Genomic DNA, 22,771 nt, shown 5'->3' with positions numbered 1-22,771 from the left:
GGAGAACGAAGATGGATGTAAACTTTATCCAAGCTATATTGGTATTTATCGTTGCATTTATTATGGGGATTGACCAATTCAGCTTCTTGGAATCATTGTATCAACCAATCGTAACATGTCCTATTATTGGAGCAATCTTAGGGGATTTCCAATTAGGTATTGTAGTTGGTGGTGCATATCAATTAATTCAGATTGGTAGTATGCCAATCGGTGGAGCTCAACCACCAAATGCGATTTTAGGTGGAATTATGGCAACAGTTTTCGCAATTTCTTTAAACATGGAAGCAACTGCTGATGGTGTAGGTGCCGCAATGGGGTTAGCTATTCCATTTGCAGTATTTGGACAATATGCTGTAACTTTAACATTTACAATTATGTCAGGTATGATGGCTAAAGCTGATCAATGTGCAGAAAATGCTGATGTAAAAGGTATCCGTAACATCAACTTTATTGAAATGGGTATCTTAGGTACATTATTTGGTGTTTTAGCTGTAGCTGGTTTATATGGTGGTACTGCTTTAGGAACTACTTTAAAAGAATTCGCTTTCGATTATTCATGGGTAATGGCTGGTTTAGATGCAGCTGGTGGAGCTATGAAATTCGTAGGATTCGCTATCTTAATGAAAGTTATGATGTCATCAGAAATGTGGGGATTCTTACTTGCAGGTTTTGCAATGTCAATTATCTGTAGTGCTAACCCAACTACTGCTAGTGCAACATTGTTATTATGTGCATTTGTAGGTGTTGCAATTGCTATCTATGACTTCTTAATCCATACAAAACTTAAAAACAGTGTAGGAACAAATACAGGAGGTGAGTCTGATGGCATATAATATTCCTGAAAGATATCAAGATTTAACACCAGCTCCACAGTTGGATAAAAAGACTCTAAACAAAATGGTTTGGTTGTCATGTTTCTTACAAGCATCATTCAACTATGAAAGAATGCAAGCTTGTGGATGGTTATGGGGTATTTTACCTGGTCTTCAAAAAATTCATACTAATAAAGAAGACTTAAAAGCTTCTATGGCTCATAACTTAGATTTCCTTAATACTCACCCATTCTTAGTAACATTCGTTATGGGTATCGTTTTATCATTAGAACAAAATAAAGCTGAAACAAGTACAATTCGTTCAGTACGTATTTCTGCAGCTGGACCATTAGGTGGTATCGGTGATGCATTATTCTGGTTAACATTAGTACCAATTACTGCAGGTTTAACTGCAAATATTGCTATGGATGGTTCAATCCTTGGGGCAATCTTATTCTTAGTTATTTTCAACGTAGCACAATTTGCTGTTCGTTGGTGGCTAATGCACTGGTCATATGGACTTGGAACAAAAGCAGTTACTATGCTTACTTCTAATGCAAAAGAATTTACACGTGCAGCTAGTATCTTAGGTATTTTCGTTGTAGGTGGATTAATTGCAAACTATGGTACAACTAGTTTACGTATTGTTGTTGGGGATCCAGCAATTAACATTCAAGGATTATTAGATGGTATTTTACCAAAATTATTACCATTATTAATCACTTTAGGAATCTATGCTTTAATTAAAAAAGGATGGACTCCAGTTAAATGTATCTTATTAATCTTAGTTGTTGGTATCGTTGGATGTGCATTTGGTATCTTTGCTGGTGATTCTAAAGCTATGGATGCTGAAGGAAATACAATTCCTGGTGGATATACTCCACTTGTTGAATGGTATGAATTACCTGCTGAAGAATAAAATAAATTGTAAAATATTTAACAACAAGAACAAAAAGGGGTTATGGTTCAATTGGATCCGTAGCCCTTTGTTTTATAAAAGGAGTGAATTATTGGTATGAATGCAATTACAATGACAGTTATTTTCATTTTATTCCTTGTTTTTTTTATTATCCAGCTTTTAAAGAAGTTTCAATTAAGTAATTTAGATAATTCGATTAATAAAAAGGATTTTTCTTTAACCGAAAAATTATCTGATATGCCACTATCAAGATTATTTTTGGGTGATTATACTTGTGACTTATATAAAGTAAAGGCTTATTATTTGGATAAAAATGTTGAAAAGTTCGATAAAATGTTAGAGCATATCATTAATACAGATTATAAGAATCCTGATGATAAAGAGTCTTTTTTAATTTTGTATTATCATATTTTTATTCTTAAGGAAAATAAAAAGTATGCTGATATTTTATTAAATGAGATTTGTAAAAATAAGGATGAAAATATTGTTAAGTATAATCAACAAGCTTACGAAGTTATGATTAATAAGCGTAATGATTTGATAGAGGAAATGGATAAACAGATTGATTCAAAGAAATTCTATGGTTTTTCTTTAGGAGTTATCTTATATATGATTGCTATTCAATATGAACGATTGGGTGAAAATAAACGTGCTATTACATATTTTGAAAATGCTATTGTTTGTTTTAATCCAAAAGAAAGATATGTTAAATTAGCGAAAGAGCATATTGAAATGTTAAAGTAGAATGCTTTTTAGGGAATAAAATGAAATTTAAAGGAATTATTTTTGATTTTAATGGGACATTGTTCTATGATACTCCATTTCATAATATTGCATGGCAAAGGATAACTAAAGAAATAACTGGTAAGGATTTAGATGATGAATTAAGAATTAAGATGCATGGAAAAAATAATAAAGATATTTTGTATTGTATTCAAGCAGATATGTCTAAAGAGAATAATGATTATTATTCAAAATATAAGGAGAAAGTATATCGTGATATTTGTTTGGAACATCCAGATAAATTACATTTATTAGAAGGTGCAGTAGAGTTTTTTAATTATTTAGTGAAACATAATATTCCATTTACTATTGCAAGTGCGTCAATTAAAGAGAACATTGATTTTTTTGTTAAGACATTTGGATTAGATAGGTGGTTTAATGTTGATAAAATTATTTATGATGATGGAAATCATGTTAATAAAATTAGTATGTTTAATGATGCTGCAAAAAATTTAAATGTCAAAATTGAAGATTGTATTATTTTTGAGGATAGTAAAACTGGAATTGGATATGCAAAAGAAGTTGGTGCTGGTTTGGTTGTTGGAATTGGTAGTGATTTTGAGGTGTTATCTAAATATGGTGCGGATTTTTGTATTACTGATTTTACTGAGTTTGATAGTGGTGAATATTTATAATTTTGGAAGTGACTAGGAATCATTTCCTTTTTTTATATTTATGTAAATAAAAACGAGGAAGTTATCCTCGTTTTATAAGTTATAATTAGTAAATTCTATTTTTCAATACTTTGAATACTGTATCTTGAAGCTTTTACAATATTTCCTTTACTAATTTCTACATCAATTGTGTCATCTTTTGATATTTTTACAACGCGACCATAAAGACCACCAGCAAAAATAACTTTGCTTCCAACTTTTAATGTAGTGTGAACCTCACTAACTATTTCACGACGTTTTTTCATATTAACAGTAGAAAAGATTATAATTACAATTCCACAAATAAGAAGTAGAACGCTGATAGTTATACAAGTCCATAAAATGACTTCCCAATTCATTCTTTAAATTCCATCCTCATCATTATTGTCTTCTTTATGAGCAGTGAAAGCAAATTTAACAATGCTATCTTTTCCTGTAGAGATGGCCATATTAGTTAATGTTTCTAAAGAATCAATAAAATCTTTAGCCATAGATAATTCTATAACCATTGGTAAATTTGAACCACCAATAACTTCCATTGGTTTATCATTTTTTACAGAAAGCTCTACAGCAGTTTTAAATGGTGAACCACCAGTTAAATCACATAAGAATAAAATTCCATCAACATCAGCTAATGAATCGATAGCAACAGATAATTTACCTGCTAAATCTTCAACGCTATCTTTTTCTTCAAAATCAACAAAACACATGTTTTCTTTTTCGCCAGCAATCAATCTTAATGAAGATTGTAATCCTGTAGCAAAATTTCCATGACCTGTTACAATTAATCCCAACATCTTTCCTATTCTCCTTTACTGTATGGATATAATGTTACACCTTTAACAACTCTGTTAACTTCTCCTGTTGGACAAGGGTTATCAGGTGTTTTACCCATAGATAATGATTTTAATACAGCAATTACTTGTGCAGCAATGATGTAATCAAAACCTAATAATATATTATCAAATTTATCATCAATGTCAAATGTAATTACATAATCTACTAAATCTTTAATTTCATCACATTCACCATTCATTACAGCAACGATCTTATTTCCTTTTCTTTGACCGCTCATTTCTTTGATTAAATCAATTTCATATTGACGAGAATATTCATTATCACTGATATATACAACTGTTAAAGTGTCATCATCAATAATTGATTTAGGACCATGTCTGAATCCTAATGGAGTATCATACATAGTTACAACTTCACCAGCAGTTAATTCTAACATTTTTAATGCAGATTCTTGAGAAATACCTTTTAAAGCATTGCTTCCAAGGTACACAATACGTTTAAAGTTATATCCTTCAACAATGTTTTTAGCCATAGCATATTGATTATCTAAGAAGTTTTGTCCAGCAGCAGCAACTTTTTCTACTTCAGCAATAGCTTCATCAAGATTATCTAAATTGAATGCTAAGAAAGTTGCTAAATACATATTTGAGAAACTAGATGTCATAGCAAATGATTGATCATGAGTTTCGTCAGTTAAATTAATTGCAAAGCAATTATCACTATCAGCTGCTTTTTTAGATAGAGCACCATTTTTATTACATGTTACAAATAAATGATATAAGTTATCACATACTTCTTCAGCTACATCAATAGCCCCAACTGATTCTGGTGAATTACCAGATCTACCAAAACTAATTAATAAAGTAGGTTTAGTTCTAGATAAGTAGTTTTCTGGAGTAGCTACTAAATCTGTAGTTCCATATGATTTAGCCTTATAATTTAATTTTTTGTTTAAATATGAAAATAATGTATTTCCTACGAATTCACTAGTTCCAGCTCCTGTTAGGATAACATCGAAATCATCTTGAGTGATTACTTGATTAATAAATACCTTTAATTCGTCTTTCATTGAAGCTACTTGTTGACAAGTTTTTTTCCAAGTAGCAGGTTGTTGATAAATTTCAGTTAGAGTGTAAGTACTTTTTGTTTCACTCATTTGAGTTTCGTTAATATCGAAAATTGTTTTTGTCATTTTTCTTCTCCTTTTCTATTTTGTATTGTTTACAACTCACATTATATCAAGCAAATTCAAATAAACAATAGTTAAACTAAAAGTGATAATTAGTTTGTTGAAAATTACAAAATTTATTAAATATTAAAATATTTACCATTTAAGCTAAAAAATAATAAATAAAGTGATATAATAGAATTGTTAAAAAAATAAATTTGAAGTTAAGAGCTTCAAATCTTAAATAGGAGGAAATAAAAGATGATTATTCAAAGTAAGAAGATTTGGTTAGCAGATCAATTTGTGTCTGGACAAGTTGAAGTTGTAGATGGAAAAATTACTGGTATTTATGATTATAATGAAAAAGCTGTTGATAGAGATTATGGTGATAATTGGGTGTTACCAGGATTCATTGATATACACTGTCATGGAGCTTATGGCTTTGATACAAATGATGCCAAGGAAGATGGATTAAGATATTGGTTAAAAAATATCGTTAATGAAGGGGTTACTGCTTTGCTTCCTACAACAATTACTCAAAGTGAAGAAGTACTAACAAATGCAGTAGCTAATGTTGCTAAAGTAGTAAAAGATGGTTATGAAGGTGCAGAAGTTTTAGGTATCCACTTTGAAGGACCTTATCTTGATATGGTTTATAAAGGTGCACAACCTGAACAACATATTGTTAAACCAACAATTGAACAATTTAAAAGATATCAAGAAGCAGCTAATGGGTTGATTAAATACATTACTATGGCTACTGAAACAGATGATGATTTTGCACTTACTAGATATTGTGTTGAAAATGGTGTTGTTGTAAGTATTGGTCACTCTGCGGCTACTTATGAACAAACAGTTAGGGCTTATGGATATGGAGCTCGTTCAATGACACACGTATATAATGGTATGACACCTTTTAATCATCGAGCTAATGGATTAGTTGGTGGGGCATATAGAATTAGAAATATGTATGGAGAAATTATTTGTGATGGTAACCACTCTACTTTGGCTGCATTAAATAATTATTTTACTTCTAAGGGGCCAAATTATAGTATTATGGTATCTGATGCTTTAATGGCAAAAGGTTCTCCTGCAGGTTCTAAATTTATTTTTGGTGGAAATGAAATAGAAATTTATGAAGATGGAAGTGCTCATTTAACTAGTACAGGTGGTTTAGCTGGATCTACTTTAAAATTAAATCAAGGTTTAAGAATTTTGATTGAGGAAGCTTTAGTGCCTATTAATACTGCAATTAACTCATGTACAATTAATCCTGCTAGATGTTTAAAAGTAGATGATCATAAAGGTGCTATTGGAGTAGGATATGATGGTGATCTAGTTGTTTTAGATAAAGATTATGAAGTGATTCAAACCTATTGTAAAGGAAAGGAAATGATTAATGGCACAAAATAAAAGTAGAAAAAATAATAACAGTGGAAATATCACAGGTAGAAATATTTATTTAGATAATCATGGACAGACTGTTTTTTATGATGTTTTAACAAAAAAAGGATATATAATTGATAGTAAAGTTGAAAGTAAGTTTTATCTATTAAAAAATCGTTTTTTCCTAGTTGCGATTGTTATAATACTATTTGGTGAATATTTTAGTAGTTGGGTACAAGCGACTATTACAGGGATAGCGATTTGTATCTTTACAGAATTATATTTTAGATTCAAATTTTTAAGAGGATTACGAGAAACAAAAAAATTTGATCGTGGAAAACGTCAAACAATGTTATTAGCGACTATTGAGTCTAATGAACCAAGAAAAGCCCTTTTAAGAGTTGTCTTGTATTGTGCTTTTGCAATCTTAATTGTTGTTAATGCATTGATGATAAAAGCAGATCTAGCTATTATGACTGTTAGTATCCTTTTATGTATTGTGGCTAGTTACTGTGCAGTTATAAATGTAATTGCATTAATTAAAATGAAATAAAAAGTTTATAAACCTTTTATTGACATTATAATGCTTATTATGATAAACTCTCCGGGTAAATGGATTGTTACTATTTGATTAGGCAAGACCGATATACAGCTTTTTTACTGTATGTCGGTTTTTTAATTAATTCATTTATAAAATTTTTATGGAGGAGAAAAATGATAAAATTTTTGGATAAGGCTTTAAAGTCTTCATTAGCACTGTTGGTGGTATTTAGTACACTATTTTTAGTTTCACCAAGCATTAAGGTTGAAGCTGAAGAAGTAAAGTACGAAATTTATCCAACTCCACACGAATTAATTTACAATAGTAATGACTATGTTATTCGTTCGCAAGTAAATGTGGTATTTGAAGATGAAATTGATGAATCAACTAGAAAAAGAATGACAGAAGTATTAGAATTAAAAAATAAACAAATTAGTACTTCGAATCAAAAAGTAGTTGGAAAGACAAATATTTTAGTTGGTACACATAATTCGAATGGATATGTAGATAATTATGTAAAAGCCAATTATAATGTTGAAGAAAGTTTATTTGATAAGTTTGGAGCAAATTTTGTAGCTTCAAATAATGGTGAAATCATTATTTTAGGAAAAGATACAGATGGAGCATTTTATGGAATTACTTCATTGAAGCATATCTTTAATCAAATGGATGGATCTACTATTCGTAACTTTGAAATTAAAGATTATGCTGATACCAATACACGTGGTTTTATTGAAGGGTATTATGGGATTCCATGGTCAAATGAAGATAGAATGTCATTGATGAAATTTGGTGGCGATTTCAAAATGACTTCATATGTATTTGCACCAAAAGATGATTCATACCATAAGGAGTTATGGCGTGAATTATATCCAGAAGAAGAACTTAATGCTATTAAAGAAATGGTACAAGTAGGAATTGATTCAAAATGTCGTTTTGTATGGACAGCTCACCCATTTATGGGAGGTTTTGATGCTTCAAGGGATGATGAAGAAATTGCAGCATTACTTAATAAATTTGATCAATTATATGATGCTGGTGTACGTCAATTTGGAGTATTAGGTGATGATGTTGGTAATCTTGATCGTAGTGTAGTAATTAAAATGATGAACGCTGTATCTAATTGGGCTAAAGAAAAAGGAGACGTTTATGATTCTGTATTTTGTCCAGCGGGATATAACCATTCTTGGCAAGGAAATTATTCTGAATTAAATGACTATGATACTGAGTTTCCAGATGATGTTCAAATTTTTTGGACTGGAGAAGCAGTTTGTCAACCAGTTGAACAGAGAACACTAGATCATTTTAGGGATTATCTTCTTCCAGAGGGTGCATCTAAAAGAAGAAGTCCATTATTTTGGTTAAATTGGCCAGTTAATGATATTAATGGTAGTCGTTTAATGATGGGTAAAGGTAGCTTATTGCATACTGATATTAATATTGAAGATTTAAATGGAGTAGTAACTAATCCAATGCAAGAAGCAGAAGCTTCTAAAATTGCAATTTTTGCAGTAGCTGATTATTCATGGAATGTTAAAGATTTTGATGATGATCAAAGTTGGGCAGATTCATTTAAATATATAGATAAGGAAGCTAATAAAGAATTACACACATTAGCTAAACATATGTCTAATCCACAACCAAATGGACATGGTTTGGTTTTGGCAGAATCAGAGGAATTACAACCATTAATTAATGAATTTAAAAATAAATTAGTTAATAATGAGTCAATAATTGAGATCGGAAATCAGTTGATTAATGAAATGAATATAATTATTGATGCTTGTGATGGTTTCCATGCAAATAGTAAAAATGAAAATTTGAAGGAAGAATTATTGCCTTTTACAAATTCTTTAAAAGATTTGACTACTGCAATCAAAGATTTTACAGAATCTTCAATTGCGATTGAAAAAAATGACATGGTTACAGCTTTTAATAAGTATTCTAATGCATCATCAAGTTTGATTAATAGTCAAAATCATGTACGTAAATTATTAAATGGTACAGCTATGGTTAGTCCTGGCTCAACTCATTTAATTCCTTTAGCACAAACATTACAAGAAAAATTATCAGGACCAATTAATGATTATGTAGCAGGTGGTGAGGTTGAACAACCTTTAGTTATTAGTGCATCATCAAATATTACTTCTTGGTATTCTGGTAAAATTGAGGATATTGTTGATGGAAATAACTCAACAGCAGCATGGCATGATGGTTATGAGACAGTTGGACAATATTTTCAAGTTAATTTAAGTAAACCAACTACTATTTATGGTATTGATATTTTAAATGGTACTACTAATAAACCACAAGATACATTTGGATTTGCTAAAATACAATATTCTACTGATGGAACTACATTCCAAGATTTAAATAATGAAGTATATGGAGAATATGCTTCACAAGTAAATGTATCTAATATAGAAGTTGAAAATGTAGTTGCTGTTCGTTATATTTGTACAGAAACTAGCAGTGGTAGAAAATGGCCAGCAATGCGAGAATTTACAGTAATTACGCAACCTGTACAAGAAGAAGGGTTTACCAAAGAAGTAATTTATACTCAAGATGGATGGACTGCAAGTCAAAGTGAATTAAATAATATTATTGATGGTAATTTAGATTCTTCAGTACATTTTAATGTAAGACAAACAGGTTATCCTGATGCAACTAATTCAATGATTCCAGGTGATTATATTGGAATTAAGCTATCAAAACCAATTACTTTAGGAAAAATTAATATTCTTCAAGGACGCAATGATAGTGATAATGATTATATGAAAAATGCTCAATTACAATATTCTTTAAATGGAGAAGATTGGATTGATGTTGGAGATATTTATAGAAATACAATCAATGTAGTAGTTGATTTATCAGATCAAAATATTACAGCTCAATATGTTCGCTTAGTTAATACTGAAAATCAAAATAACTGGTTTGCAATTAGAGAATTTAGTGTTGATGCAAAAGTTTATCATAATGGTAAAGTGTTTACGAATGTTGGTGAATATAACACTTTAACTGCTGATTATTTTGACGATACAGCTAATATTACACCAGTTCAAGATATTACTTTAGCAAAAGATGAGTATATTGGATTAAAATTAGATCGTATTCATGAAATTAAAAATATTGTTAGTGATTTAACTAATAATGATGTTATTATTCAGGTTTCTAAAAATAATTACGAATGGGAAACAGTAACAACTGGTGATATCTATAAAGATGCACGCTATATTAGAATTATTAATAATCAAGATATGAGTGTTACTTTTAATATCAATGAATTTGTTGTTAATACAGTTGAAGTTGGTGAAAAGAAAATTAGCAGTACTAATTTTTCAGTAGCTGATCCATTAAATGTATTTGATGGTGATTGGACAACAGCAACTGCTTATCAAAGTTCACAAAATGCTGGTAAGTATTTTGTATATGATTTAGGTCAAGAAATTGATATGACTTCATTTAAAGCTGTATGTACAGATAGTGAGTGGGATTATCCTCGTCATGGTAAATTCTCAGTGTCTGTAGATGGTGAAAACTGGGTTGATATTATGACTTTAGGTAATCAAAATGAAGTTAATCCTGGTGAAGCTGAAAATACTGATGAAATTGGATTTGTTTTACCAGACCATGAAATATCATATAATACTAAAAAAGTAACTAATTTAAATGTTAAAGCACGATATTTAAAATTTGAAATTACTAGAACAAAAGTTGGAGCAGATAAATGGGTTAGATTCCAGGAATTAGAAATAAATGATGGAGAATATATACCATCTGTAAATAATCCTACATTTACTTCAAATACTCAAGAAACAAGGAATGGTTTATTTAGTTATATGACTGATGGGGATATATCAACAATGTTTATCCCTAAGGATGCAAATAGTTATGTAAATTATTCTTTATCAACTAAAAACAATGTTAATACTATAAAGATTATTCAAAATGCTGCTGTTATTTCTAATGCTACTGTTCAAGCTAGAGTATTAGATAATACAGGAGCTTCTCAGTGGATCAATTTAGGAACACTAAGTCAAGCAATTAATGAATTTGTATTAAGTGAGGATACGATTTTATTTGATGTAAAGATTGAATGGGGTGATGTAATTCCAAATATTACAGAATTATCAACATATCAATCATCATTTAGTGATGTTAATAAAGATAATTTACAATCATTAATTGATAATAAAGAAAATACATCAACATGGATCATGGCATCTGTTGAAGCCTACAATGCAGTATATAACGCTGGTAAAGCTGTGCTTGAAAGTAATTATGTATCACAAACAACAGTTGATAATGCAATACAAGCAATAAATAATGTAATCACAAATAAATTATTAAAAGGTGATATTAGAGAATTACAAGATTTACTTGATAATGCTTTAACTGATGAAAATAATTATACAGCTTCTACCTGGTTAGTTTACAATAAAGCAATTAACGCAGTTAGAAATGCTATTGAAAATGCAGATAATACATCAGAAAATGATATTTTAGTATTGATTAATAATCTTAATCATGCTCGTAATGGGTTAGTGTTTAATCCATCAAATCAAGAAGAAGCTATTATTACAATTGAAAGTGAAAACGAGTTCATTGCTTCAATAACAAATCCAGAAGATATCTATACTGTAGCATCATGGCAAAATTATCTAGATGCTAAAACTGAACTTGAACAGCTGCTTTTAGATAATGAAATAACTCCAGTACATCCTGATGTATTTATTAAAGCTCTAGATAAATTAACTAGTGCTAAAGATAGTTTAGAACAAAAGGTAACTGAGGTAGATAAAGTTGCTTTATCAATAGCAATTGATATGGCTGAAGCTGTAACTCAAGAGCAGTTAGATAAAGTAGTACCAGTAGTAGCAAATGAATTTAAAGCAGCATTAGAAAATGCAAAAGAAGTATATGAAAATACTGATGCTACACAAGTTGATGTAGATAATGCATTTGATAGATTAGCTAGTGTAATGCAGATGTTAGAATTCTTCAAGGGTGATAAAACAGCATTACAAAAGATGGTAGATCAAATAACTAATTTAACAGCAAGTGAATATATAGAATCTACATGGAATGCATTACAAGCAGTATTGCCAAGTGTAAATGAAGTACTAGGTAACGAAAATGCAATGCAGGAAGAAATAGATGAAGTATACACTGAATTAGTAAAAGCATTTATTAATTTAAGATTAAAACCAAATAAAGATTTATTACAAGATTTAATCAACAAGGCAAATGGAATAAATAGAGCTAATTACACATCAGCATCATTAAAGGCAGTAGATGTTGAGGTAGAAAAAGCAAGTGCAGTATTAAATAATCCAGAAGCAACAAAAGAAGAAGTAGAAGCTGCAGTGTCAGCTCTAACAAAAACATTATCTGGATTAGAAGCAAAAACAGGAAGTACAGTAGATACTAGTACACCAGTAAAACCAGGAGATACAACAGTAGGTGTAAAGACTGGAGATACAACAAATATGATGTATCCATTACTAGGTTTGGCAATTGCTTCATTAGGAGTTTATGGAAATAAAAAAAGAAAACATAAATAAATATAATTTTATGTTCTACAAGGCCCATTAATGGGTCTTGTTTTTTTGTGTAGTGATAGTTGGTATAACTTTTATGTTTAGTAAGTTTTTTTAAAATAGTGAAAAAGTGTTTTTGGTTAAAAGGTTTTAGCACTGTATTTACTGCAAAGTTGTAAAATAACATATTTTTAAGTTATTTATTAACAACAAAAAAGGTGATATTCATATCACCTGGTAAAGAAAATTAATTTTATATATTTTGTTGTAAAATTATTCAAAGTTTTGTGTTAAACAAAAGAGCTGATGTTAACTGGATTGAGGTTAAGTCATCTAGCTCTTTTATATTATGAACTATTATAAAGAGTTATTATTGATAATTTATAATGTTGTTGTAAGGAATAAAATTATTATAATAGTTCTTTTTGATTAGTTGCATATAAATATTCATCAATTGTATTAATAATACGATCAATGATTAATGCTTCAGGATTATTTTCAAGTAATCCTTCACGTACTTTTGTATATTGAATAGGCATAAATTGGCTTAAAAGATTTAATGGTATCCCATAAGTATTTAAATTATTAATCATTGTATTGATAGCATCATTTACATTAGGCAAAGGCATGTAATAACGACAACGATCTGAGAAAGAATATTTACGTTTTAAGCGAATTTCTAATTCAGTACCTTGATAATGTTTTTTCCAATATTTTTCATCTTCTAACATTGCTTTATCTAAAACATCAATTAGGTTACTTGTTTCTACATCCATACCATATAAAAGTTCTTTTTCAATATGTGCTAATGCAAATAATGCTTCACGCATAGCAAATGTTAAACCTGGACCAACTTTTAAGATACCTACACCATCTTCAACTAATTCTTTTAATTTGATTTTTGTTTGATAATCTGTAGAATGACCTTCAAAAATTAAATTAGGATAATCTTTAATTGAAGCCATTAATTCTTTAGCTTTTTCACGATCATATTCAGTACATCCAGAGTCTTTTTCTTCAACCCCAGGTTGTACTACAACTGCAATAACATTATCCCAAGCATCTTGTAAATCATTATCTAAAAATGCTTTTTCAAATGTTGCTACAGTTGCTTTAAAGTCTTCTACTTTTGTTACTGCAACACCATTATCCTCAGCACCTACAGCTCCACCAGGGATTGGTACTTCACTACCAACAATATAAATAGGAGCAATAGCATTAGGGTCTTTTTTCAATAACTCAACATAAGTTTCTTGAGCGACTTTAGCTAAATATGCTCCACGTCTAGCAATAGTCTCATCGCTTAGACGAGTATCAGGATTATCATCATTAACTTTCATACTTGTATCAATATGAATTTTAGTGAATCCAGCACCTACATAATGTTTAATTAGTTCAGTTGCATTTTTCATTGCTTCTTCTTCATTAAGATCAGTCCAAGTAAGAGGCCCTAAATGATCTCCTCCAAGGAATAATTTATTTTTGTCAAAACCAACTTCTTCAGCAATTTTTAAAACAAAGTTTTTAAAATCTAATGGAGTCATGCCTGTATAACCACCATTTTGATCACATTGGTTAGCAGTACTTTCAATTAATACACATGAACCATCTTGTTTCCCACGTTTTAATGTAGCTTCAATTACATATTTATTGGCACTACATGCTGAATAAATTCCGACAGTTTTACCTTCTTTTTGAAGAGTTACAAGTTTTTTTAATGGATTAGTATTCATTATTTCCATCTCCTTTCGCCAATATAATAGCAATTATATTTTGAATAGTATTTAGAATTGTTAAAAATTATTTTGCACTTTTTACATGGATTTAAGATATATTAAATATCTTAGCAAAATATTATTATAAATAATAAAATTATGTTATAATCGAATAGAAAATTTATAAGAAAAGAGGAATAAATTATGCCATTAGTTACAACAGAAAAAATTTTATTAGATGCTCAAAAAAATAAGTATGCAATAGGAGCTTTTAATGTAGAAAATATGGAGATGGTTATGGCTGTTGTTGCCGCTGCTGAGGAATTAAAATCACCAGTAATTTTACAAACAACACCATCAACAGTAAAATATGCTAGTTTAGATTACTTTTATGCTAATGCAAAAGTTGCAGCTCAAAAAGCAAGTGTACCAGTTGCTATTCATTTAGATCATGGAAATAGTTTTGAACTTGCAATGCAGGCATTAAGAGTTGGATATACTTCAATTATGATTGATGGTTCACATGAATCATTTGAAGATAATATCAAAGTTACTAAAGTGGTTGTTGATGCTTGTGCACCTTCTAAGGTAAGTGTCGAAGCTGAATTAGGTAAAGTCGGTGGTAAAGAAGATGATTTAGATGGAGGAGATGGTGGATATACTGATCCTTTAGAAGCTAAAGAATTTGTAGAAAAAACAGGTGTTGGATCATTAGCTGTTGCAATTGGAACAGCTCATGGAGTTTATAAAGGAGAACCTAAGTTGGATTTAGATCGTCTTAGTGAAATTAAAGAAGTTGTTTCTATTCCATTAGTATTACATGGTACTTCAGGAGTACCTGATGAAACAGTTAGTGAATGTGTTAGACGTGGTATTTGTAAAGTTAATTATGCAACTGATTTAAGAATTGCTTTTTCAAAAGGAGTCAAAGAATATTTAGCTCAAAATCCTGATGCTATTGATCCAAAGAAATATTGTAGTGTTGGACAGGAAGAAGTTAAAAAGTATGTAATGTCAAAAATGCATGTTGTTGGAAGTGTGAATAAGGCTTAATAAATATTTAATTTTATATTAAAATGGTGTGATAATATTTTAAAGACAGTACAAGTAATTGTGCTGTTTTTATTTGAAGATGTGCTAATTTAGTTGGAGATAAACCAATCATAGGCAGTTATCGTCAAGTGTAGTGAACTACAAGTTGTTAATAGTGATATTGAGGATGAAGGAAATGGTGTAGCGATTTTTTTCGAGTGTATGAAAAGAAACTTGATATAAGACTAAATGGTCGATGGGGTTGTCTCACGAATATAAGTCTAAAAGGTAAACCTAAAACTAAGACATTGTGAAAGAAATAGGATTCATAAATTATACCTGGGAGGTCTTGGAGATGATGTAATCCAATAAATTTTAAAAACAGTGATGATACTATTGGACGAAAAAGATAATCACAAGAAGTTATTTGAGGTTGTATTAGGTATCTAATCCTGAAGGACTTATTGTTTGTATGGTATATTCTTATTATGAGCAATGTTTGGATAATTTGAAATCAAGGATAGTTTCATAAATGAGAATCATAAACTTATGGGAATAAAGGTAGAAAGAATGATTCTAAATAGATTTACAAAAGGTGGGAGAAATAGCAATATGGGATTAATTAAAAAAATTTTAAGAGATGAAAATCTAGATGAGGTATTCAAGAGAGTAAAGTTGTATTAACATATAAATGTAGCGTCATATACAAGACCCATACATAAAGTGTAATGAGGGGTGCTAAAGTATAATTATTTTCCCTCTATATAATAATGTTTATTATAAGGTAACATATAAGTTTAAGTGTTACTATTTTTTTAACATTTACAGATATTTGATAGTTTTAATAATTTCGATATATATTATAATTTATATAGGATAGTATTTTTATGTTAATTAAATGTATATGTTTAAATTTTTTACTCTTTTCTATAAATTAAATATATGATTTTTAAATAACATTTTGAATGAAATATTATCTTTTTTAGTTAGGTTATGGAAAAGATAGAATAGTTATAAATTATTTAGTAAATTCGCTGTTTTATATATAAAAAATATTCTAATAGTTATTGAATAATATTTAAGTTTAGTAATGAAAAGTTAACTTAAAGAGATATTGATATGTATAGGTTAAAGTAAAACGAATTGAAATAATAAGAGATTGTTTTTTTGATAGGTTTATTAAATAATTTTGTTGTTATTCAGGAAAGGTGGTGCGAATATATAATTTATTGTATTTTATAAAATAGTATTTTTTAAAAGATAATAAGTTTTGTAAATAAGTATATATAGATAGTTGGGGTGTTATATAAATAGAAAATTTATTTATATTAGATAGTGACAAATTAGATATATAAGATTGTAATTGAGGTTATTTTGACACTATAAATATATAAAAGGAGAAAATAAATGAATAAGTTTTTAAGGAGCACATTGGCAGTGGTACTTACATTATCTTGTTTTCCTTTAACAAATAATAAAATCGAGGCTTTATCAAGTAATGTTAATGTAACAGCTACAGATAATCAAGTTGTTATTGGAAATGAGTATATTGAAAGACAGTTTTCAATTGCTGATAATAAGCTAGAAACAACAAATATAATAAATAAGCGAACTGAAAGTGGAAATACAGTTTTTACACCTGCTAATGGTAGTGAAGAATTTATTATTAAAACAGTTAAAGAAGAAAGAGATCTAATTTCTTTAGAAGCGATTGATCGTACTAACTGGTCTGCTTTTTCAGATAGTTATCAAAATGTTTCTGGGCCTAGTGATGGACCAGCAGCTAATTTAATTGATGGTAATCTTGATTCGATTTGGCATAGTAATTATGGTGGGGGAACAGGTAGTAGAAATTTCCCATATAATGTATTATTTAATTTACATAATCAAACAACTTTTCAATCATTTTCCTATACACCTAGGCAAAATGGTGAGGCAACAAATGGAAATCTTAAGGGTTATGAGCTTTGGGTTTATAATGGAACAATTACTGAAGATCTAGCTTTTGATTCTAACCAATGGCAAAAGGTTGCTGAAGGTAATTTTATTTATGATGGAGTTAATCCGATTTATGTTAATTTAGCGCAAGAAACTACAGCTACACAAATTAAATTAGTAGCAATTTCTGCAAATAATGGAGCATCTTTTGCAGGTGGTGCTGAATTTAATTTACATAAAGATAAGGCTCCAGAAATAGTAGATGATCGTTCTTTTAAAGCTAGTGATTTAACATTAAAAGATGATGGTGTAAAAGTTGAAGATACTACAGCAACTATTAATGAAGTTGAAAAAGTTGGTAAAAAAGTAACTTTTTCTTTTGAACCATGTGAGTTTAAAAATGTTGAATATACAATTAATGAAGTAATTGTTATGTATGAGGGAGATCACTTCATGCGTAAGTATATGGAAATTAGTATTCCTGAAAATCAAGCAGAAAATGCGGTGATTGATTATATTGATTTAGAATCTTTTGATATAAATGAAAATGATGTTACTTGGACTATTCCAACTGGCAAAGGTGGAGTTGTTTCGATGGATGAATTTAAAGCAAATTTAGGACAGCCAATTTATATTCAGGGAATGTTTATGGGATGTGAATTTCCAGTAGCTGATACACAGATTATAGATAATAATGGATATATGCGATATTATTCAGGAAAATCTTTTAACAAATTAGTTGAAGATAATCAAGCAGCTAATGTTGATGGTAAAATTAATTATATGACTTGGCAAACTGTTGCTGGTGCTGCAAGAAGTACTGAAAATGCTGTAATTCAAAGTGATTTTTTTGAATATATTAAATCTATTGCGACACCTTCAGAATTTAGAATACAGTATAATTCATGGTTTGATAATATGATGTTAATTGATGATGAAAATATTCTTAACTCTTTTATTGAGATAGATCGTGAATTAAATGCAACAGGTACTAGACCATTAGATTCGTATGTTGTTGATGATGGATGGAATAATTATAATGATACAAGAGTAGTTGATGCGGCACGTTCAGGAACTACATTAAATTCTACTGGTTTTTGGGAATTTAATAGTAAATTTCCTAATGGTTTAACTACATCAAGTGAATTGGTTAATAACTTTGGAAGTAATTTTGGAGTTTGGATTGGACCACGTGGTGGATATAATTTCTATGGCAGCTTAGCTGATATCTTAACCAAGAATGGAACAGGTAGTAAGGCTGGGGGTTCAATTGATGTTGCTGATAGAGTGTACGTAGAAAACTTTAAAGAAATGGCAATTAATTGGCAAAAAGAATATAAGGTAAACTATTGGAAATGGGATGGTTTTGCAGATACATATCAATATAATGCTTTTCCAGCTATTGAGGGAGTACCTGGATATGCAAATAATCATATGACAGGTGGATATAAAAATATGTATCATGTGACTGATTTGTGGGAAGCATGGATTGATTTAATGGAAGCTGTTCGTCAAAGTGAAAAGGACGATAATATTAATAATTTATGGATCTCTTTGACTTGTTATGTAAATCCTAGTCCTTGGTATTTACAATGGGCTAACAGTGTATGGATTCAATGTACACATGATAGAGGAGATACTGGACCTATTAATAATAAAATGGATACAATGTTAACATATCGTGAAGCTGTATATTATGATTTTATTAAATCGCATGAATTTCAATTTCCTCTTGCTAATCTTTACAATCATGATCCTGTATATGGCGTAGAGGGTACAGGTATTAATATTAATTCTATGACAGATGAACAATTTAAAAATTATTTATACATGATGTCAACTAGAGGAACAGGATTCTGGGAATTATATTATTCAGATTCAATTATGACTAAAGGTAAATATGAGGTCAATGCTGAATTTTTAGCTTGGGCTGAAGAAAATTTCCATATTTTACAAAATGCAAAAATGATTGGTGGAAATCCAGCTAATGGTGTTAAGTTAGGTGGCATTGGGTCTTCGACAACTTATGATACTTATGGTTTTTCAGCTTGGGATGGTGAAGATGGAATTATTTCAATGAGAAATCCAGATACTACAGCTAAGACAATAACATTTATTTTAGATCGAAATATCGGTTTATCAGAATCTATTCAAGGAAAAACATTATATAATACATTAACTCATAGTTATAGTATGCCTGAAAATGGAAACAATGTATACCAAACATTTAATTATGGTGATGAAGTAACTGTTACTTTACAACCAGGTGAAACAAGAATTTGGTCTTTATCAACAACTCAGGATGTGATTGCACCAGATTATGTTAAACTTGCAACTGATGGTGATAAAACACTTATAGCTAAATTTAATGAAAAAGTAGTTGGAAATAGTTTTTCTGTTGAAGTTGGTGGTGAAGAAGTTGAAATTGAACAAGTTAATAAGAGTGTTGATCAAATAACTTATGAAATTGTTTTAGCAAATAAACTATTAAATGGTAAGGAAATTGTTGTAAAAGCAAATGATATTGTTGATTTAAATGGAAATGTAATTAAGGATTTAGAAAAAACCGTTGTATATCATAAAAATAATGTAGCTTTGACAGTTAAAACTGATACTTTAATTGGAGAAAAAACAGTTGGAACTACTACTAACTCATTAAGTGATAATAATGGCTTTAGTGTTCTTGTAGATATTAATAGTACAAATAGTAATAAGATTTTAGCTAAGCAAACAAATGGTTACAAAGTAGGGATCAATGAGGATGGAAAAGCTTATTTTACTTTAAATGGTGTAACAGCTACATCAAAAGCAGTTGTTAATAATGGTGAAAATCATAAAATTCAAGCTGTTAAAGAAAATAATGGTATTTTAAAGTTATATGTAGATGGAAATTTGCAAAGTTCTGCATATAAATTAGAAAATAAGACTTATGTAATTGATGCTGGTAAAACAGTAATTGGTAGTGAAGGATTTGAAGGAATAATTGGATTAAAAGTATTAGATACTGCGTTAGGATATAACGAATTTGTAACTAATGAAGAAAGTGGATTGATTCCACAAGATAGAATTACTGCAACTGCAACATCATATGATAGCGGTGAAAGTGCAACACCAGATAGGGCTAACGATGATAATACAAATACGTATTGGGCAAGTTCTGCAAATGAGAACAATACTGAAATTCCACAATATCTAACATATGATTTAGGAAGTTCATATATTTTAAATAAATTTCAATATATACCACGATATGATCAAACTCAAGGTATAAATTGCACAGGTAATATTTTAGAATATATTATTGAAATAAGTATGGATGGAGAAAATTGGAATCAAGTTGCAACTGGGGCTACAGCTAGAACTGGTCATGGAATAACAGATATAATTTTAGATTCTCGAGTTGAAGCTAGATATGTACGTTTAGGTGGAACTAGTACATATCATTGGCGACCTGAGGCTTCTAATACAATTGTAACGGCAGCTGAATTTAAAGTTTATGGTGAAGAGCAAATTGATATTAGCTTTTTAGTGGCAAAAATAGAAGAATTAGATGTTATTAGTAGAACTGATTTTACAGTATCAAGTGTTGAAGTTTTTGAGGAATTATTAGAAGAGGCTAAGGATTTAGTAGCTAATTTAGGTTCACAAGAAGAAGTGGATGATATGTTAGAATCATTAATGAATGCTGAAAATATATTAATTAAGCGTGGTAATATTGATAGTTTAGTAGCATTAGTTAATGAATATGATGATTTAGAAGAAAGTGATTATACAGCTGAGTCTTGGGTAACTTATACATCTGCTTTAAATGTAGCTAAAGCTATTATTGCTGATAATAGTAATAGTTCTCAAGATGATGTTGATCAAATAAAACAGATATTAATAGATGCTAAAAACGCTTTAGTGGCAGTTGACGTATCAGACATAAACAAAACGGCATTACAAATTGCAGTTGAAATGGCAGGTAATGTAACAACAGAAGATTTAGATAAAGTAGTACCAGCAGTAGTAACTGAATTCAATGCTGCATTAGAAGAAGCAAGAGCTATCTTAGCTAATAATAGTGCAACACAAGAAGAAGTAGATGCATCATTTGCAAGATTATCAGTAGCAATGCATATGTTAGAATTCTTAAAAGGCGATAAGACTGAATTACAGGCTCTTGTAGATTCAACATCTGAATTAGTAGAAGGAAACTATACAGAAGAAAGCTGGTCAGCATTACAAGAGGCATTAACAAATGCAAATACAGTATTAAACAATGAAAATGCAATGCAGGAAGAAGTAGATGAAGCATATGATAATTTACAGGTAGCAATAAATGGTTTAGAAGAAGTGGAAGTAGTAGATAAATCATTATTGGAAGCAATGGTAAATAAAGTATTAGGATTAGAAGAAGATAAATATGTTGCATCTTCGTGGCAAGCAATGTTACCAGAATTAGAAGCAGCTCAAGAAGTATTAGGAAATGAAAAAGCAACACAGGCAGAAGTGGATGAAGCATGTGATGCATTAACAAGAGGATACTTGAACTTAAGATTAAAACCAAATAAAGATCTATTAGCGGATTTAATTAATAAGGCAAATGGGTTAAATGCTGCAAGTTATACAGCTAATACATGGGCAGTAGTAGCAGATGAAGTAATAAAAGCACAAGCAGTATTAGAAGATCCAGAAGCAAGTGAGGCAGAAGTAAAAGCAGCCAAGAAAGCATTAACAAAAGCCCTTGAAGGATTAGAAGCAAAACCAGGAAATACAGTAGATACTAGTACACCAGTAAAAGCTGGAGATACAACAAGTATAAAAACTGGAGATAATGGTTTAATGATAGTCTTTGCAGGATTAACAATGTTAAGTTTAGCTGGGCTAAGTTTACTAAGAAAAAAAGAAGATTAATAATGATTAAACGGTTATGAATGAATCTTATTCATAATCGTTTTTTTAAGTGTGCCGAGCATGGCATACATCTAGTTGGTGAAAGTCCAACCACGGGTATTTACCGCCAAGTGTAGTGAATCACAAGCCGTTAACAGCGATGTTATGGGTGAAGGAAGTGGTGTAACAAAATCTTCGAGGTTACGAACAGAAATCTGATGAGGCTAAACAAAGCATGTCGATGCAGGTTTAGTGAAGAAGAAATCTATAAATGTGCAAATACAAGATTAGGGTGGTATAGAAGAAGTGGCATGGATGTCGTAAACTTTATATTATCACCGAAAGTTCTAAGCATAGGAAAAGGGGATAGACCAGGATTAGTCCATCCCCTTAACTACTATCTTAAGAGTTTGTGATAGCGATATAAATGTAGAGCCCATACGTACAGTTCAATGGGAGGGGCAATAAATCACTGAATACCCTATCGGGTATATCTAGGGATGAAAGTTTATTGTGGGGTAATATCGCAATTGTTAACCATTAACCAATATTAAGAGAGTTCATTGTGATATGGAATTTGAAAAATATAAATAAATATGTAATGGGATTAA

General features: G+C 29.9%; 13 protein-coding genes. 9 read left to right on the top strand and 4 right to left on the bottom strand.

The window, feature by feature from the left end:
- Nucleotides 1-11: 11 nt before the first annotated feature.
- From BMW96_RS01440 to BMW96_RS01425, 4 genes are all read left to right on the top strand, one after another.
- The gene (locus BMW96_RS01440; protein ID WP_092351767.1) at nucleotides 12-833 is read left to right on the top strand and encodes a PTS mannose/fructose/sorbose/N-acetylgalactosamine transporter subunit IIC; all 822 of its coding nucleotides are present in this window, start codon (nucleotides 12-14) and stop codon (nucleotides 831-833) included.
- On the top strand, nucleotides 823-1,731 hold the full coding sequence (locus BMW96_RS01435) for a PTS system mannose/fructose/sorbose family transporter subunit IID (RefSeq protein ID WP_092351765.1): 909 nt from the start codon (nucleotides 823-825) through the stop codon (nucleotides 1,729-1,731). The genes BMW96_RS01440 and BMW96_RS01435 overlap by 11 nt, the downstream gene beginning before the upstream one ends.
- A 96-nt stretch (nucleotides 1,732-1,827) precedes the next feature.
- The gene (locus BMW96_RS01430; RefSeq protein ID WP_092351763.1) at nucleotides 1,828-2,475 is read left to right on the top strand and encodes a hypothetical protein; all 648 of its coding nucleotides are present in this window, start codon (nucleotides 1,828-1,830) and stop codon (nucleotides 2,473-2,475) included.
- A 20-nt stretch (nucleotides 2,476-2,495) separates the two neighbouring features.
- On the top strand, nucleotides 2,496-3,149 hold the full coding sequence (locus BMW96_RS01425; RefSeq protein ID WP_092351761.1) for an HAD family hydrolase: 654 nt from the start codon (nucleotides 2,496-2,498) through the stop codon (nucleotides 3,147-3,149).
- Between the two features lie 95 nt (nucleotides 3,150-3,244).
- Here the strand turns inward: BMW96_RS01425 and BMW96_RS01420 are convergent, their stop codons facing one another.
- From BMW96_RS01420 to BMW96_RS01410, 3 genes are read right to left on the bottom strand one after another with little or no spacing between them, the layout of a single operon-like run.
- Nucleotides 3,245-3,526, bottom strand: a complete 282-nt coding sequence (locus BMW96_RS01420) for a preprotein translocase subunit YajC (protein ID WP_092351759.1) — start codon at nucleotides 3,524-3,526, stop codon at nucleotides 3,245-3,247.
- A gap of 3 nt (nucleotides 3,527-3,529) precedes the next feature.
- Entirely contained in the window at nucleotides 3,530-3,964 is a 435-nt protein-coding gene (agaF, locus tag BMW96_RS01415) for a PTS galactosamine/N-acetylgalactosamine transporter subunit IIA (protein ID WP_092351757.1), read from the bottom strand.
- A gap of 5 nt (nucleotides 3,965-3,969) precedes the next feature.
- Nucleotides 3,970-5,157, bottom strand: a complete 1,188-nt coding sequence (locus BMW96_RS01410; RefSeq protein WP_092351755.1) for an SIS domain-containing protein — start codon at nucleotides 5,155-5,157, stop codon at nucleotides 3,970-3,972.
- A 237-nt stretch (nucleotides 5,158-5,394) separates the two neighbouring features.
- Here BMW96_RS01410 and nagA point away from each other — a divergent pair, with 237 nt between their 5' ends.
- The 3 genes from nagA (at nucleotide 5,395) to BMW96_RS01395 (ending at nucleotide 12,624) form a co-directional block, all read left to right on the top strand.
- Nucleotides 5,395-6,546 carry an N-acetylglucosamine-6-phosphate deacetylase gene (nagA, locus tag BMW96_RS01405; protein ID WP_092351753.1) on the top strand — a complete coding sequence of 384 codons (1,152 nt, stop codon included), beginning with the start codon at nucleotides 5,395-5,397 and terminating at the stop codon, nucleotides 6,544-6,546.
- A complete protein-coding gene (locus tag BMW96_RS01400) occupies nucleotides 6,533-7,072 on the top strand; it encodes a hypothetical protein (RefSeq protein WP_092351751.1) in 540 nt (179 codons plus the stop codon). Before nagA ends, BMW96_RS01400 begins: the two co-directional genes overlap by 14 nt.
- Before the next feature lie 161 nt (nucleotides 7,073-7,233).
- The gene (locus tag BMW96_RS01395; protein ID WP_092351749.1) at nucleotides 7,234-12,624 is read left to right on the top strand and encodes a beta-N-acetylglucosaminidase domain-containing protein; all 5,391 of its coding nucleotides are present in this window, start codon (nucleotides 7,234-7,236) and stop codon (nucleotides 12,622-12,624) included.
- Nucleotides 12,625-13,010: 386 nt separating this feature from the next.
- Here BMW96_RS01395 and BMW96_RS01390 read toward each other — a convergent pair whose 3' ends face one another.
- Nucleotides 13,011-14,333: a class II D-tagatose-bisphosphate aldolase, non-catalytic subunit gene (locus tag BMW96_RS01390; protein ID WP_092351747.1), complete on the bottom strand. Its 1,323-nt coding sequence runs from the start codon at nucleotides 14,331-14,333 to the stop codon at nucleotides 13,011-13,013.
- 186 nt (nucleotides 14,334-14,519) lie between these two features.
- On the opposite strand from BMW96_RS01390, the gene fba reads away from it, so the two are divergent.
- Both fba and BMW96_RS01380 read left to right on the top strand, forming a co-directional pair.
- Complete coding sequence (gene fba, locus BMW96_RS01385) at nucleotides 14,520-15,368, top strand: class II fructose-1,6-bisphosphate aldolase (RefSeq protein ID WP_092351745.1); 849 nt, start codon at nucleotides 14,520-14,522, stop codon at nucleotides 15,366-15,368.
- Nucleotides 15,369-16,754: 1,386 nt separating this feature from the next.
- On the top strand, nucleotides 16,755-22,181 hold the full coding sequence (locus tag BMW96_RS01380) for a discoidin domain-containing protein (RefSeq protein ID WP_092351743.1): 5,427 nt from the start codon (nucleotides 16,755-16,757) through the stop codon (nucleotides 22,179-22,181).
- Nucleotides 22,182-22,771: the final 590 nt, after the last annotated feature.

It is taken from the genome of Thomasclavelia cocleata (assembly GCF_900102365.1).
Classification (GTDB): Bacteria; Bacillota_I; Bacilli_A; order Erysipelotrichales; family Coprobacillaceae; genus Thomasclavelia; species Thomasclavelia cocleata.
Note: the sequence above shows the minus strand (reverse complement) of the source record. Positions and strands in the feature narration are given on the sequence as shown.